Source organism: Citrobacter sp. RHB35-C21 (genome assembly GCF_013816515.1).
GTDB lineage: Bacteria > Pseudomonadota > Gammaproteobacteria > Enterobacterales > Enterobacteriaceae > Citrobacter > Citrobacter braakii.
In genome coordinates this window covers 1,403,978-1,417,821 of sequence record NZ_CP057147.1, presented here as the reverse complement: position 1 = coordinate 1,417,821, position 13,844 = coordinate 1,403,978, and the positions used below count along the sequence as shown (strand labels likewise).

Genomic DNA, 13,844 nt, shown 5'->3' with positions numbered 1-13,844 from the left:
GTCATAATGGAATATTATATTCATCCAGGCGAGTGAAATTTTGTTTTGCAATCGCCATCACGTTTTCGCCAGGAGACAGCATGAACTGTTTAATTCGCATTCGTCAGCGTTACCCGGACCTCGCGCAAAGCGATAAAAAACTTGCGGATTATCTTCTTGCTCAGCCGGATACCGCGCGTCATCTCAGCTCACAGCAGCTGGCCTTTGAAGCAGGCGTCAGCCAGTCCAGCGTGGTGAAGTTCGCGCAAAAGATGGGCTTTAAAGGGTTTCCGGCGCTGAAACTGGCGATTAGCGAAGCGTTGGCCAGCAATCCCAACCCTCATTCCATTCCGGTGCATAATCAGATTCGCGGTGACGACCCCATGCGTATGGTGGGCGAAAAGCTGATTAAAGAGAACGTGGCGGCGATGCATGCGACGCTGGATGTCAACAGCGAAGAGAAACTGATAGAGAGCGTCACGATGCTGCGCTCAGCCCGGCGCATTATCCTGACCGGGATTGGCGCATCGGGTCTGGTAGCGCAGAATTTTGCCTGGAAACTGCTAAAGATTGGGTTTAACGCGGTGGTTGAACGCGATATGCACGCCCTGCTGGCGGCGGTGCAGGCGCTTTCACCCAACGATCTGCTGCTGGCCATTTCGTATACCGGAGAACGCCGCGAACTCAACCTGGCTGCGGATGAAACGTTGCGCGCCGGAGCCAAAATTCTCGCCATCACCGGATTTACCCCTAACGCCCTGCAACAGCGCGCAACTCATTGTCTGTACACGATTGCTGAAGAACAGGCCACGCGCAGCGCAGCGATTTCCTCTACCCATGCGCAAATGATGCTCACTGATTTACTGTTTATGGCGCTGGTGCAGCAAGATCTGGAGCATGCCCCGGAACGCATTCGCCACAGCGAAGCACTGGTAAAAAAACTGGTCTGAGCAAAGAATGCGCGTATAATGCCCGCCCGATTTGTGATGTTTTGAGAGTTTCCTGATGGCCCTGTTAATCACTAAAAAGTGTATCAATTGCGATATGTGCGGCAAACAGGAAAAATAACAATATATTCAATAAAATAGTAGTATGTGTTATTGATTGCGTTGCTGGTTTTTGTAGAGAAAATAATTTTAATAAAAACCCAGCAACACAAAATTTAAATCGACATAGCAACACATCGCTTGTCGCTTACATCACCGGGCAGTCATCAAACTCCGCGTTCCTGGCATCATTAATGATGTACGTGATCACCCCGAATATAGCGGGTGCAGAACTGTAACCGTCATCATCTACTGGCAACGCCTCCCTTCTCCCGTTATCCAGATTAACCAGGTGCGGCTGAGGATGAGTCCGATATCGCTTGATCCTGAATTCCCCGTCGATTGCACATATCAGCAGTGAACCATCGCAGGCAGTAAGTGACGCATCTACCACAAGCAGAGCGCCCTGGAGTATCCCTTCCCTGAAATGTGAACGCGATGCCCGCATAAAGTAAGTCGCTGCTGGCTGGCTGATAAGCTGCTGATCGAGGGAGATCCTCGTTTCAACGTAATCGCTGGCCGGTGAAGGGAAGCCCATGGCTAAAGTCCTCCGTTTGGATTGAACAGCTGAAAGGTTCGGTTCTCGCCTTCCTGCGTTGATACATCGCGGAATGTTGTCACATAACATTCTATCCAATCGTTGGCCTGCTTCATCGTCCAGTGCCAGTTAACCTTACCCAGTTCCTGGACAAACCGCTGTGTGGTGACAGTCTTCCGACCATTCGGTTCTCGCTGTATCGAAGCATGCCAGGCTATTTCAATATCGCTACGTCGTGGCATCATTAACCCCTTCTTGAATACTGGATAAAAAAACAGTATAAATACTGTATATCCACCCAGTAAAGAGGAAATAAGCAATGTTCGTGGAACTCGTTTATGACAAAAGGAATTTTGATGGTCTGCCCGGTGCAAAAGATATCATTCTGGGTGAATTGACCAAGAGGGTTCACCGGATTTTCCCCGATGCTGATGTCCGGGTAAAACCGATGATGACACTGCCGGCGATCAATACTGACGCCAGTAAGCATGAGAAAGAACGAATCAGTGCGGCCGTTCAAGAGATGTTTGAAGAGGCTGATATGTGGCTGGTTTCAGATTAAACATTTTTATCATCTATTCCGGCTCCCCTGCGACTGGCAATCATTCTGTACTTAAATAACAAAATGATTGTCAGCCTGCCGTAGTCTCAGAGAATTTCGGCTACGACCACAGGCTCGTTGACGGAACTACTTTGCTGCTGACGCAGTTTTCAACTCCGAAACTTCCCTCATCAGGTCCTGAACCGTAAGAACCAAATCAGCAACAATCGCGCGGTTATCGACATTAAGGACAGTAAATTTTTTGCCGCTCTCGTCAAGTGCTATACCACCTTCGCGCACATAGCACCCATCTATAGCTTCTGCCTGTTGTGCAAGGAAACCACGATAAATAGCGTCGCCGCCTTTATATTTAAACTCTGTAACTCCTAACGCTGCAATGCGTTCTGAATGACCTGATTTAGGCGGTTCAAAATCATACTTAATACGAACATCTGAGCCTTGCCATTGAATTGAGCCCAGCGGGCCGACGATATTCCCGTCGATATTCCCTGACCACCTCATTTTCTCCATACCATTTGTTCCAGCCATAACCAGATCAAAACCACCTGCCCGCGAGCCTGAGTTGTTATACAGACCCATTCTGGAATTACCGGCATTCTGAGCCATGTAAGCGCCTGCCTGGATTATCGGTGCATCTGTGTTGCATATCACATATCCAGTAAATAAACGACCAGGAAGTTCAAGCCCGGCGGTCGTTACCCATGTATCAGGGAGCCCTCGCTTACTGTTGAAGAGATCAATCATTCTCAACCACGACGGACCGGTGAAAGTGGTGCCATCCGGGAGCTTCACCGTGATATTGCCGGAGTTGCTGAATACCTGCTGCCAGTTCTGTTTGTCATAATTCAGGCCCCGGAGTGCCTCAGCACTCTGAGCCACCAGCGCCGCAGTGACCATATTTAATGCCACGCGGGGAACGGCTGACCAGGCGGCGCCTGATTGTGTGGGTCCGGTATAATTACTGACGAGCGTCAACGCTGTACCACTTTCCACTGATTTAACCGGGAGCGTATAGGGAACGCCGCCGACAGTAACAACAATGAAATCTCCGGCCGCCAGATCTGTGGTAAATGACGTTCCTGCCCCTGATACCAGAGCAGAGTTATTCGTCAGGGTTAATGTTCCTGCTGACATAAGTTTTCCTCAGTACATATTCGGAAGAATGAGAATGGGCATGGCGATATTTTTGTTTCGGCTCATATCCCATGAACCGGAGTTGTGGTTAGCAAAGACTTTGTTGTAGGCTGACCTGACATTACCACCGGACATCACGACGCCCTTCGTCCGTATATTTCCGTAACCGCCATCCATACGGACCTGCACCCCGGTATAAACTATCTGGCAGAACCCGCCGCCAATATTCTGGAAAGCATCGGTGATCTGGATTTGTCGGTCATACACAAAGGGACGTTTCAGCGTGGAGAACGTGACCTGACCTGCGGCGTTGGTCATCGTAATACCGTCTCCGCCGACTGGTGCTGTCTGGTTGAATATCACCAGGTCTATCGTCGCCGTTCCGGCCACGTCGTCCCGCCCTGTGTAGGAAATATCGCGAACGATGATACTGGTGCCATCAAACCCCACCGACACATTCGGGTTATCCCATTTGCCGAAAGGAATACCGCTGACCGGAAGTGGCGCGCTGCCGTTAACCGTAATGCGCCCGGAATAAGCGCAGGTCATCAGCGCAGCCTGATTGGATATAGCGGTGAAGTCAGTCGAGTTTGAAACTAACAGCCCTTCGTTATATGTTGCCGCAGGCAGCAGCTCCATAACGTAGCCTGACCAGTCAGGGACAATGCTTTTTCCACCGATTGTCTCAGCCCCGATGATTACCCCGGAATCACCGTTTCGGGTGACACCCGTCATTATGGCCACGTCGAACTCTGCAAAGGAATAGATGTATATGGGATTGGTTGGCACCACGATAGCCTGTGAACCAGGAACAAGCGGTGTATTAACCGGGTACTGCATGAACTGGGATGACCAGCCCGAGAACGATGTACAAAAACTGGGGGCGCGAAGCCCCGCAGTAATTGCCATCACCGGACGGCCATCGTTGTAATCAATCAGAATACCTTCCGGCATTATGACCACCTCCCGACGACAACCCGTCCACCACCAGATAAATTGACGGTCACACCATTACCATCAATTTTGACAACATTATTAACACCGTTGAATGCAAATTCACCGCTATCGGCATACAGTCTTCCGTGGAATTCAGGGCTGGCATTCTTGGGTAAATTCCACCCCCTTACACCGGGTATGAAATTTGAAGATTGAAGCGAGTCCGTAATTTTACCGAAATCAATGGATGCTTCCTGAATCAGCACACTGCGAATAAAAACCTGTCCGTTATAGACGAAGAATGCAGCCTGCCAGTTCCCGGGGTTATTACCGGAATAAATGCCGAACTGGTCTGCGGCAAATACAACTGTGGATTTATAGCTATTTCCATCAGGCTCGATAGACATACCGAAACCAGTGTTGTATTTAATCCCGCCTCTTACGATGCCCATGTTCAGCGTGTAGGAGGCTTTAGCTGTTCCGTCGCTGTTGACTACCGCCGTCATTTTCTGGTTTACCGCAGAGGTCAGATTGCCATCAGGTCCAATTTGAGCCTGCACATAAGTGGACAGATCAGCGAGCCCCTGTTCGGCGGTAGCCACCGTGGTTTTTACGACCAGAATATCAGCACGTACCTCACCATATTGTTGATACTGATGCTCAACGGTGCCATGGTTCGCCAGCGCATTTTCCATAATGCCTTCCAGGTTCGTATCGACACCGGCCTTAACGTTCTGGAATGCGTCTGATTTCTGTACTGCATCATCAATGAGGTCTATGAGACTGCCAGTGTCCATAGAGCACAGCGCAGGTACCTCGATAAACCCTGATGCACCAAAGGCGTTAATGGTCCTGATGTACCAGTAATAGGTATGCCCTACCTGTAGCTGATTGCTGGTCCAGGTGGTTCCCATCCCTTCACGGCTGGCATTCGCTTCCACGGTGACTGTTGAGGCATCAGGCAGTTTTGTTTCGCCTGACGTCCAGAAATCAAACTGCGTGGAAACATTGGTAATTGCCGCCAGACGCGGGATCAGCGTGACGGCAAAGAAGCCCTGCTCAATATCAACATGGGAAGGTGCTGGCGGGGCTTCAATACTGAATTCCAGATACCCTTCCGGCGACTCTGCCCCCATCTGGTTTACGGCAATAACGTGGGCTGTGTAGGTATTTTTCGGTAACCCGGTAAGACGCGTGAACGTCCCCGGAACCTGGACGGACATGACCATTTGACCATTGCGACGAATGATCACTTTGTTATAGACCACCGGCCCGATATTCTGCCAGGACAAAATGCCCTGTACGACCTGACCGATTTCCTCCACGGTATATTTCAGGTTCTGCGGCTGCGCCACGCCGCCTGATGGCAACTGAGTGAACGGCGGTCGCTCGATCGGTTTGCCGATGGCATCGCCCCAGACATCTGCTGTTTCCTGCTTCAGTGTCAGCTGTACGCCATTCTGAACGCCAAACTTCCAGTCAGTTACCCGCATCTCAACGTTTACGATACCGATAGACGGGAAATTCACCTTCACATACATTCCCGGGCGGTAACGGTACCCGCTCAGATTTAACGTTACGTTCATCGTCCTGGCGATGCGGGTGCGCTTTAACTTCACGTCTGCCAGACGCTGGGCCTGAAATTCAGAGGTCACAAATCGCAGCTTCATATCCTGCGATATTTCTACCCCGTCTTCCGTCACCCATTCACTGACTGACACAGAGGGGAAATCTGCTTCGGTGTACCCCTGCTGCGGATCGACAAACGTCCCCTTGATAGTGTTAACGCGTTCCGCCTGAGAGACTTCCGGCATAATTTCGATATCACCGGCCAGTTGGCTTTCAGTGATCACTTCGGTAGCGGGTCCGTAATACGCCCCGACCAGAAGGCCATGTTTGCCCGCGGTATACGTTACATCCCCGGCGCAAGCTGCCAGCATCCCTTCCAGAATACTGACTTTGTTTTCACTGAGATCGAACTCACCGTTAATCGTGTAGCGCTTCTCAACGGTATTGCTGCCAGTAATCACATCCTCATCACAGATGTTCGCCGCTTCCTTAAACTGGTCCCAGAGAATATCGGTATCGGGTACTTTCAGGTAATTGCGGTAATAGTCCAGGATAACCAGCGCCGCATTGTTGCTGTAACCCGTCAACCCGGTACGGGGGTCATAAATAGCCCGCCCCTGTTTTTCGACCTTGATGTTAGGGATGCCTGCCGGGAATTTTTCAGCATTGAATTTAAGGGATACGCGCAGCCAGGTGAGTCCTTTACCGATCATGTCTTCTTTCCATGACGGGCAGTTATTCAGCATGTACGGGTCCGCCGTCTGGCGATTGGTGTGCAACTCGAAAAAGGCATGCTCAGGATAGCTACTGATCGGCTCATCACCCAGCCAGACAGTCTGCACGCCGGATAACGGATGCCCTGCAAGGGCGATGGCCAGATGCAGCATTTCGCCATCATCCTGTTCGCCAGCCTGCTCTTCGGAAAAGAACAGAGTGCCCGCCGACGTTGAGCGACCGTAAACAACGGTTTTGGCACTGGCCGCAGCGCGCAGAACCTGTTTGCGTTCAGACGTATCACGGTAGGAATTCAACGACGGGGTCTTGGTCAGTGCCTGAGTGGCAATCTGTGCGGCAACGGTGATAACCATCGCGATGGCATACATTTCATTTGCCGCCGCCACACCTGCAGCAATGGTGGCAACAATAGGAACAGCAGCAGGCATTAACGTACCCTCCAGACACTCAGCGGTTTAACCCGCAGACTGACAAGACCATTTTCGCCAGGAACCCATACCACGCCGGAATACACCACCCCGGCACATCGCGCACCGGCATTTTCAACAACGGCAATATCCCCTCGCTGCGCCAGCTTCACCGGCACCTCATCGAGATAACGGGCCAGCACCTTTTCAAGCGAACCGCCACCGCGCAATATCGCCTTTTTAGCCCCATGCTCGCTGTCGTAGGTTCCGCGCCAGCCTGCCGCAAAATCCTCGCCGCACATGGCCTGAGCGCAGTCTGCCGCGAACAGGCAGCAGTCATGACTGCCCCATAAAAAAGGCCGCTTTTCAGCGGCCCTTATTACGGTGATTAATCTGTTATGCCAGTCCGGATGCTTCATGCTTCCTCACTTATAGGTAAATCCTGGCGCATCTTTTTTACTGCCCCAGTAAATCGAACGTTCAGACATCTGCGCCACATACCGGAATATGCGGTCGCCGGGATAAGCGGCCTGCTGCGATTCATCGGTATAACGATCGGGGAAAGGACGCTGCCAGTCTTCAAAAATATTACTGATGGTGTACTGCAGGGCGTTCGTCCCGCCAGCGGTCGCCCCCGTACTGGATACCCGCCCTTTAAACAGGAGATCGGCAACCTGGACAACACCGTTATCATCCATGGCCACAAGATAAATTTCGGCATTTCTGCCCACGCATCGCTCATTCAGCGTGGTAGCAAAGAGGGCCATATCCAGACCTGAGAGGGTCATTTTAACCTGCGTGGGGCTTGTCGTGCTGGTTTCACTGGCATCATCAACAGACCCCATGCGCCCCATGCCGTAATAGACATAGCCGCCGAGAACCAGTGTCCCGGTACCGGAATGCACATAGACGGTACCGGATTCAAACTGAATATTAGCGGCGATCGCAACCGTCACCCTGTCGCGGGATAACCAGTCCACCATCGAATCAGAAAAGGGGGAATACAGCATTAAAATGCCTCCTCAAGCTCCAGTGTATAACTGGTAAAAACACCCGGCACACGGTTACCGGCTCCCTGCTGGTTATCCTTCAGTTTGAAAATGCCGTAGGGTTTCGCGATTTCAATGGCTGCATTAGCAGGTGGCGAGCTACGTAACATAGGCGCAAAGGCAATCATTGCGGTACCGTTCGCTGCGCTCGTCACGTCGGCTGTAACCATCTTCAGCTCGTCGTTAACAGTAAAATAATCGCCCTGTCTGAGCACCACTGTTCCCGGCGTCCAGCCCTTACTCTGAAGCTGAGTACCTGTCTGATTAGCGCCATCAACAACAGGCACGCCCGCTGGCGCTCTGCCACTTCTCCCCCAGTCACGAACTTTTACCCTGCCATACTCACCGTCAAGCGAAGCCACCAGAGCATCAATGCGCCTGGATTTTTCGTCAGTCAGGTTATTAAAAGTCAGGGAACATACCCAGCGGGTACCGGGGAAGCGTGCTGTCTGCGATGCCCCATTGAATGGAGATCGAAAGGTTTTGGTATTACTCTCAGGTCGCCATGTCAGCGACGCGGGACAGACATCTTCCGGCCATTCGAGTACAGCCATAGATTCTCCTGCATTATTCTGCGCACGGCGGCGCTACTGATCATTTGTCAGGATGTTACTGATTTACATACCTGGTTATGGTTGTTACTCAGCCCGTCAGTGGTGGGACATTGACGCACTCAGATTAAGGAGGGATAGCTGATTACCTCTGGATAAGGAAATAAAATGAAGTTTTACCTGTCTAAAGTGCAACTGCTACACATCGGAATGCCAGGTGATTACGAACCAGAAGCCGGGGATCCAAATGTCAGATTTACCGTTTATGGTGAGCACGGAGAAAGCATCACCAATCATATATACATTAAGGATGCGAAGAGTCGCACTCTCGTGGATCTTGAAAAAGAAGTTAATCAGTACCTCAATGGATTATATTCCGCCTCAGTCAAGTAATCGGCGTAGTGGTCCACGAGAAATAAAGTCTTGATGTATTTGTTTCATAGCCGCCTCCGCACCAGCAGTAGCGGCTTTCTCCATTGCCTGGCGTAATTTATCTGATTCGCTTACAGGGGAACTAAAACAGTTAATAACAATAACCCCTCCCCCTTTAAGATGAACAGTAATACCGCCATCTGCTAATGTAACTTTGTCGCCCCGCTCCTGAAGTCCATTATCATTAACTTTCAGTTGCTGTCGAACAGAAGCACTGAGTTCATCAATCGCGCAGTTAATCTCATTATTGGCCTGGCGCATACGCAAAAGCGACTTTTCCAGCGCTTCAACTCGTTCTTCTAAAGTCATAACTGTCTCCCGCCTTTCGGCTTAATGAATATTAATAATGGTTACACGCCAAGCAATCGCCTTGCCTGACCTCTATTAGAGAAATCCTGAAGCAAATCCTGACGCGCCTGCTTCGCACCGTCATTCGCTCCCTGTCGCGCAGCTTCCTGCATAGCCTGCTTCAGTGCCGCGTCACCGTTACCGGAAATAGAAAAATGTTGCTGAATGGTTTGCTGGAGCTGAGCCCCACCGCCCCCAACAGAAGAAACTGTATCATCCACCATACGAACACCGAGATTACCGTCAGCAGTTCGCGTCAGGGGCATTATCGCTTCAGGGCCTGCCTCTCCCATGAGACCAGCACCTTTTGCAAATGCAAACATCGTCGGGCTATTCACTACACCATTACGGAAACGACTCAGATCAGGGGAGTCCATTACGCCGCCCTTAGCGAATTTCAATTGAGATGCCGCACCAGCATAAGCTCCGGACGGTGTTGCACCGCCAGCGGATGCTGCACCAGCTACTGAACTACCAAACATCCCTCCCAGCGAACCAAACCAGCCACTATCCCCAGCTGATTTAAGTGTGTTGACCATGATTGCCCTGAGCAACACTTTCTGCAGCTCATTCAGCACACTGTTCGCCCAACTTGCCCAGTCAGCTTTATTACCACTGAGGGCATCAGCCATGTTATCCACCAGGCCATCAAGGGTGTTACCGACTAAATCTGACACCTGAGTGTAATAATCGCTGGAAGTATCTACCCAGTTAGCCAGACCATTCTGAGCCCCTGCCAGCCAGTTTCCCTGTAACTCATCCAGTTGGTCATAATGAGAACGGTATTTATCGAGTCGCTCAGCAAGCGCTTTGTCCAGTTCCTGGTTATAACGGTCATATTCTTCTGAGGTTTTAATGCTTCCATCCTGGCGACGGCGCTGCAAATCTTCCCGCTTCTCGTTAAATTCACGCTCAATTTCGAGCTGTTCACGCATCCTTTCGCGTGCCTTATCACCCAGACCTGCGCCAATAACATCAGCATCAAGGGAAGCAGCAGCATTAGCATTTTCACGCTGAAGATTCGAAATGTACTCAGCAAGTTTAAGGTTTTCCTCGTTCACCTTTTTAACAGCATTCAGGCGGTCAACCTCTGTAGCCAGTTGTTCAAGGCGTTGCTTCTGTGTTTCATTAAGTCCAGTTAGCTTGCCGTCAGCGATATCAAATTGTAGTTTTTGTTGTTCAGTAACTTCTGCGCTTTTCTTTCCAGTGGTGTCGATGAGAGCAATCTGACGGAGGTAACTTGTCTCCATTGATTTAAAAGCTGATTCAAGTTTTTTTGCTGAAGTATCAGTTTTTAATTTCCCGTTTGATTCTCCTGCGTCAAGACCATAATCTGTTTTAGATGAAGAATAATTACCTATGGTTGCTGGATATAGAGGTAGGTTATTTCCTGCTTTAAGGATTGCTCGGCGGCGTTCAAGCTCTGATCGTTCAGCCCGTTTCCCTTCCACATCCATTCCTAATCTGTTGAAATCTGCAAGAAAACCTTCGTCATTTAAATCTGCATCAAGGTTTCTTATGCGACGATCAATTTCCTCTATAGATGCATTCTCCCCTACTGCCTGTCCCCCTTTGTAAAGATCGATGAGTTTTCCTGCTTCCGCTCCAACCTTAACAAGCCAGGTAGCGAGGTCGACCACACCACTAACAAGGTTGGTGATACCTTTGATAACTTCAGGGTCTTTAAATACATCACCCATGTCGCTAATTGATTTCTGCAGGTTAGAAAGGTCAACCTTTGCTAATCCAGCTGATAATTCAATCTTAACCCCTTTAACTTGGTTTTCCATATCCTCAAAGATTGAATTAACTTTTACGAGACTTTCTATATCGGTATCATCTGGTGCTACGCCAAATTCTTTCGCAGCCTTAATATATTTTTGTAATTTATCACCGCCCTGATCAAGCAAAGGAAGCAACTTAGAGAGATCGTTACCCAAGCTTTCAAGAATAGTAGTCTTTTCAGCGTTTGTTTTAATCTTGCTTAGCGCATCACTTATGGCTAAAAGTTGCTTATCCGGCGATTCACTCGATAATTTTTTAGCTGATAAACCGAGTGCATCCAATGCATCTACTGCCTCACCTGATTTATTCAGTACCGAGTCACCAATTTTATCTCCGATATCTTTAAAAATATCAGCCATTTGATCGCCTGAAACACCTGCTTTTTCTGCAGCATACTGCCAAGCAAGTAATGATTGAGTAGACATGTTGAGCGACTTAGCCCAACGGTCAGACTCAGTAATTTGCCTGGAGGTGTTTTTTAACAGGTTGTATCCAGCCACACCTACGCCAATAGCAGCGGCGCTTGCTGCAGTTGCTGCCCCTGTGAATGCAACAGCTACAGATTTTGCATCCTCTTGAACCTGTTTTCGCCATTTCTGCGATGCCCTTTCAGCCTGGCTTAGGCCGCCAACAAAGCCGCCAACTTTGGCAATTAAGTCTATCGTTAATGTACCTAATGATTTACTTGCCACGCTGTCCTCCAGGTAAAAAAAAGCCCCGCAAAGCGAGGCATTTTAATGCTTATTAAATAGTGTAAATATTACTTTTATTTTTTCTTTGCTTGCTCTGGATAATCTGAAACATCAAAATCGAACCCCTGTTCGCCAGATTGATAAAATGTCACTCCAATAGTGATTTTTTTATTGCTCTTGATATATTTTTCGAAAGACTGTGGGTTATCAAGAAAAATCATATCTGATCTTCCAGACGCCTCACTACTTGCAGTCCAGGTTTTTACCTTTCCGTTATCGCCCTTCGTTCTTATTGAGCAATCTGAGTAACCACATACAATCTGACCTTTAGATATCACGACATAGGCATCAGTACCTTGTTTTCTTTTGCGGAAAACCAAGTTGAGTACAGATCCACCATCAACGTTGTATGGGAATGGGAAATTAACATGGTTTTTCGATGTATTATAAAAAATCTCCCCAACCTCACCAGTAACGCTATCTTTCGTGGGTTGGTTATGCCAGTTAATAACTGTAACTGGTTCTTTTTTTACCTCTACTTCTTTTACGACATCATTTTTCAACTTATCAGTGCTTACCTGAGTGCTACCCACTGTTTGGCTAGGTGCTTCTTTTTTATTGCTTACTTTGCCAATAAACAAAAGAAGGATAAGAACCCCTACAAAAATAAAAAACACCATCATACATCCAGATGGGCCTTTGTTTTTTTTTGCTATGGGAGCTCCGCACTTTAGACATGATGCGGCCTTATCAGATACCTGTTCTCCACACTCTTTGCATTTAATCAAAGCCATTCCTTGATCTCCTTGTTTTTAGATAGGGTAGCAAGGAAAGCGTTTCTAATAAATTCTACTTTTCAATTCCACGTCCTCATCGCTTCATGCAGGCTGATTGGTTCGTTAGCGGCAACGCGCTCTACAGCTGCTATGTGAGGGGCGAAATCAGCAACGCTGAATGCCGGTGTGTTTGTACCGCGATTCACATTAGCCAGCACAGAAGAAATCAACGCTGCTCCCCATTCCGTCCGCATCATAGGGTTCAGGCTTCCGTACTTTTGACGATACTGAACCCACTGCTGGAACTCAAGGAAGCTAAGGCGTTCCTGAGCTTCTGAAATGGTACGTCCGCCAATCCCGTTAAGGACTAGTTCGCACCAGATTTCGTCTTCTGCGCTGAGTCCGTCTTTCCCAGATCGTTAACTTCCTGAATGGCCACCAGCAAAGCCACTGTAAGATTCCCATCCAGTGCGCCACGTTCCGGATCAGCCTCGCCGGTCACATCAGCAACGGTAAACACCTGATGCCCGTCTTCATCACAGATTGATGCTGCAATACGACCAGCAACGCCATCAATCTTGCCAAGACCGGCTAGAACGTCAGACGTGGCAGTGTGATAACCCAAAGGGCGAACATAAGTTGTGGCAATGTGTTCTTCCCCGTCAGCACCTTTCCATTTAATTTCTTTCTCAACAGGACGACCTGTAAAAGCACCTGTTTTCTTCAGCGTATCAAGAGTCAGTTTCATGTTGTTTTCCGGTATAAACATCAATGGGGCGGGGAATATTCCCCGCGCTTAATTAACTGCCTGGTTGCGCTTTCGGAATCCATGCCCCCTGGCCGGAACGCTGGATGGTGGCAGATGTCTGCACGACGGTATTACCCTGGAAGTCAAACGGGAAGTCGGAAACATAACCTTTGAACACGTACCAGGTACGATTTGAAGGCAGAATCAGTCCATCAACAGCATCAGGGGAACTACCCGTTGTTGGTTCAGACTCACCATCAGACCAGCCGATCGCAAATGTCACATTGCTCTGATCGTTTGATTCAGCCATATTGCTGAGCATCAAATGGCTGGCATTTGCTGGATCAGCGTTCAGAGTGGCCGTTGCCTGTCCTGGTGTACGTAAACCCTTTTTATATTTTCTGGTGTTGCGTTCACTGAGGCACGTATCATCAATCTGATCTGCCGGGCTACCGCCTGGTGAGAATGCCGTAATACATTCGATTTCGCTCACGACACCATTCGCGAGCACAAAAAGTTGAGTGCCTTGAGTCACTACTGACATAGTCATCTCCGGA

Annotated in this window: 14 protein-coding genes and 2 pseudogenes; 4 read left to right on the top strand and 12 right to left on the bottom strand. The window is 49.1% G+C overall.

Going from position 1 to position 13,844, the window contains the following annotated elements:
- Positions 1–80 precede the first annotated feature (80 nt).
- Positions 81–929, top strand: a complete 849-nt coding sequence (locus HVZ39_RS06900; RefSeq protein ID WP_016154045.1) for a MurR/RpiR family transcriptional regulator — start codon at positions 81–83, stop codon at positions 927–929.
- A 244-nt stretch (positions 930–1,173) separates the two neighbouring features.
- On the opposite strand, the pseudogene HVZ39_RS06895 reads toward HVZ39_RS06900, so the two are convergent.
- Positions 1,174–1,679, bottom strand: a pseudogene (locus HVZ39_RS06895) (S24 family peptidase).
- Between the two features lie 30 nt (positions 1,680–1,709).
- Between HVZ39_RS06895 and HVZ39_RS06890 the strand changes: the two are divergent.
- A pseudogene (locus HVZ39_RS06890) lies at positions 1,710–1,790 on the top strand (DinI family protein); the annotation flags it as partial.
- Positions 1,791–1,882: 92 nt separating this feature from the next.
- Positions 1,883–2,125, top strand: a complete 243-nt coding sequence (locus HVZ39_RS06885) for a DinI family protein (protein ID WP_181533211.1) — start codon at positions 1,883–1,885, stop codon at positions 2,123–2,125.
- Positions 2,126–2,251: 126 nt separating this feature from the next.
- Here the strand turns inward: HVZ39_RS06885 and HVZ39_RS26820 are convergent, their stop codons facing one another.
- The 6 genes from HVZ39_RS26820 to HVZ39_RS06855 are packed head-to-tail and all read right to left on the bottom strand — an operon-like array spanning position 2,252 to position 8,509.
- Entirely contained in the window at positions 2,252–3,259 is a 1,008-nt protein-coding gene (locus HVZ39_RS26820) for a tail fiber domain-containing protein (protein WP_181633391.1), read from the bottom strand.
- Positions 3,260–3,268: 9 nt separating this feature from the next.
- Positions 3,269–4,213: a DUF6453 family protein gene (locus tag HVZ39_RS06875; protein ID WP_181633390.1), complete on the bottom strand. Its 945-nt coding sequence runs from the start codon at positions 4,211–4,213 to the stop codon at positions 3,269–3,271.
- Positions 4,213–6,927: a DUF1983 domain-containing protein gene (locus HVZ39_RS06870; RefSeq protein ID WP_181633389.1), complete on the bottom strand. Its 2,715-nt coding sequence runs from the start codon at positions 6,925–6,927 to the stop codon at positions 4,213–4,215. Before HVZ39_RS06870 ends, HVZ39_RS06875 begins: the two co-directional genes overlap by 1 nt.
- Positions 6,927–7,325 (bottom strand): hypothetical protein, encoded by a 399-nt coding sequence (locus HVZ39_RS06865; RefSeq protein WP_023993424.1) that lies wholly within the window; start codon positions 7,323–7,325, stop codon positions 6,927–6,929. The genes HVZ39_RS06870 and HVZ39_RS06865 overlap by 1 nt, the downstream gene beginning before the upstream one ends.
- 6 nt (positions 7,326–7,331) lie before the next feature.
- Positions 7,332–7,916 (bottom strand): hypothetical protein, encoded by a 585-nt coding sequence (locus HVZ39_RS06860; protein WP_048217931.1) that lies wholly within the window; start codon positions 7,914–7,916, stop codon positions 7,332–7,334.
- The gene (locus HVZ39_RS06855; protein WP_181633388.1) at positions 7,916–8,509 is read right to left on the bottom strand and encodes a hypothetical protein; all 594 of its coding nucleotides are present in this window, start codon (positions 8,507–8,509) and stop codon (positions 7,916–7,918) included. Before HVZ39_RS06855 ends, HVZ39_RS06860 begins: the two co-directional genes overlap by 1 nt.
- Before the next feature lie 165 nt (positions 8,510–8,674).
- Here HVZ39_RS06855 and HVZ39_RS06850 point away from each other — a divergent pair, with 165 nt between their 5' ends.
- Positions 8,675–8,899, top strand: coding sequence for a hypothetical protein (locus HVZ39_RS06850; RefSeq protein WP_003841703.1), 225 nt, complete (start codon positions 8,675–8,677; stop codon positions 8,897–8,899).
- Here HVZ39_RS06850 and HVZ39_RS06845 read toward each other — a convergent pair.
- From HVZ39_RS06845 to HVZ39_RS06825, 5 genes are all read right to left on the bottom strand, one after another.
- Complete coding sequence (locus tag HVZ39_RS06845; RefSeq protein ID WP_181633387.1) at positions 8,888–9,247, bottom strand: hypothetical protein; 360 nt, start codon at positions 9,245–9,247, stop codon at positions 8,888–8,890. The genes HVZ39_RS06850 and HVZ39_RS06845 overlap by 12 nt on opposite strands.
- 41 nt (positions 9,248–9,288) lie before the next feature.
- Positions 9,289–11,763 (bottom strand): phage tail tape measure protein, encoded by a 2,475-nt coding sequence (locus tag HVZ39_RS06840; RefSeq protein WP_181633386.1) that lies wholly within the window; start codon positions 11,761–11,763, stop codon positions 9,289–9,291.
- 74 nt (positions 11,764–11,837) lie between these two features.
- Complete coding sequence (locus tag HVZ39_RS06835; RefSeq protein ID WP_181633385.1) at positions 11,838–12,557, bottom strand: zinc ribbon domain-containing protein; 720 nt, start codon at positions 12,555–12,557, stop codon at positions 11,838–11,840.
- A gap of 349 nt (positions 12,558–12,906) precedes the next feature.
- A complete protein-coding gene (locus tag HVZ39_RS06830) occupies positions 12,907–13,287 on the bottom strand; it encodes a phage tail assembly chaperone family protein, TAC (RefSeq protein ID WP_003841709.1) in 381 nt (126 codons plus the stop codon).
- A 52-nt stretch (positions 13,288–13,339) separates the two neighbouring features.
- A complete protein-coding gene (locus HVZ39_RS06825) occupies positions 13,340–13,831 on the bottom strand; it encodes a phage tail tube protein (RefSeq protein ID WP_181633384.1) in 492 nt (163 codons plus the stop codon).
- Positions 13,832–13,844 lie beyond the last annotated feature (13 nt).

Coding starts and splice junctions, on each gene's coding strand:
- HVZ39_RS06845 (WP_181633387.1), bottom strand. CDS start 9,247: ATGACTTTAGAAGAACGAGTTGAAGCGCTGGAAAAGTCGCTTTTGCGT.
- HVZ39_RS06830 (WP_003841709.1), bottom strand. CDS start 13,287: ATGAAACTGACTCTTGATACGCTGAAGAAAACAGGTGCTTTTACAGGT.
- HVZ39_RS06835 (WP_181633385.1), bottom strand. CDS start 12,557: ATGGCTTTGATTAAATGCAAAGAGTGTGGAGAACAGGTATCTGATAAG.
- HVZ39_RS06825 (WP_181633384.1), bottom strand. CDS start 13,831: ATGTCAGTAGTGACTCAAGGCACTCAACTTTTTGTGCTCGCGAATGGT.
- HVZ39_RS06850 (WP_003841703.1), top strand. CDS start 8,675: ATGAAGTTTTACCTGTCTAAAGTGCAACTGCTACACATCGGAATGCCA.
- HVZ39_RS06860 (WP_048217931.1), bottom strand. CDS start 7,916: ATGCTGTATTCCCCCTTTTCTGATTCGATGGTGGACTGGTTATCCCGC.
- HVZ39_RS06900 (WP_016154045.1), top strand. CDS start 81: ATGAACTGTTTAATTCGCATTCGTCAGCGTTACCCGGACCTCGCGCAA.
- HVZ39_RS06870 (WP_181633389.1), bottom strand. CDS start 6,927: ATGCCTGCTGCTGTTCCTATTGTTGCCACCATTGCTGCAGGTGTGGCG.
- HVZ39_RS06865 (WP_023993424.1), bottom strand. CDS start 7,325: ATGAAGCATCCGGACTGGCATAACAGATTAATCACCGTAATAAGGGCC.
- HVZ39_RS26820 (WP_181633391.1), bottom strand. CDS start 3,259: ATGTCAGCAGGAACATTAACCCTGACGAATAACTCTGCTCTGGTATCA.
- HVZ39_RS06855 (WP_181633388.1), bottom strand. CDS start 8,509: ATGGCTGTACTCGAATGGCCGGAAGATGTCTGTCCCGCGTCGCTGACA.
- HVZ39_RS06875 (WP_181633390.1), bottom strand. CDS start 4,213: ATGCCGGAAGGTATTCTGATTGATTACAACGATGGCCGTCCGGTGATG.
- HVZ39_RS06885 (WP_181533211.1), top strand. CDS start 1,883: ATGTTCGTGGAACTCGTTTATGACAAAAGGAATTTTGATGGTCTGCCC.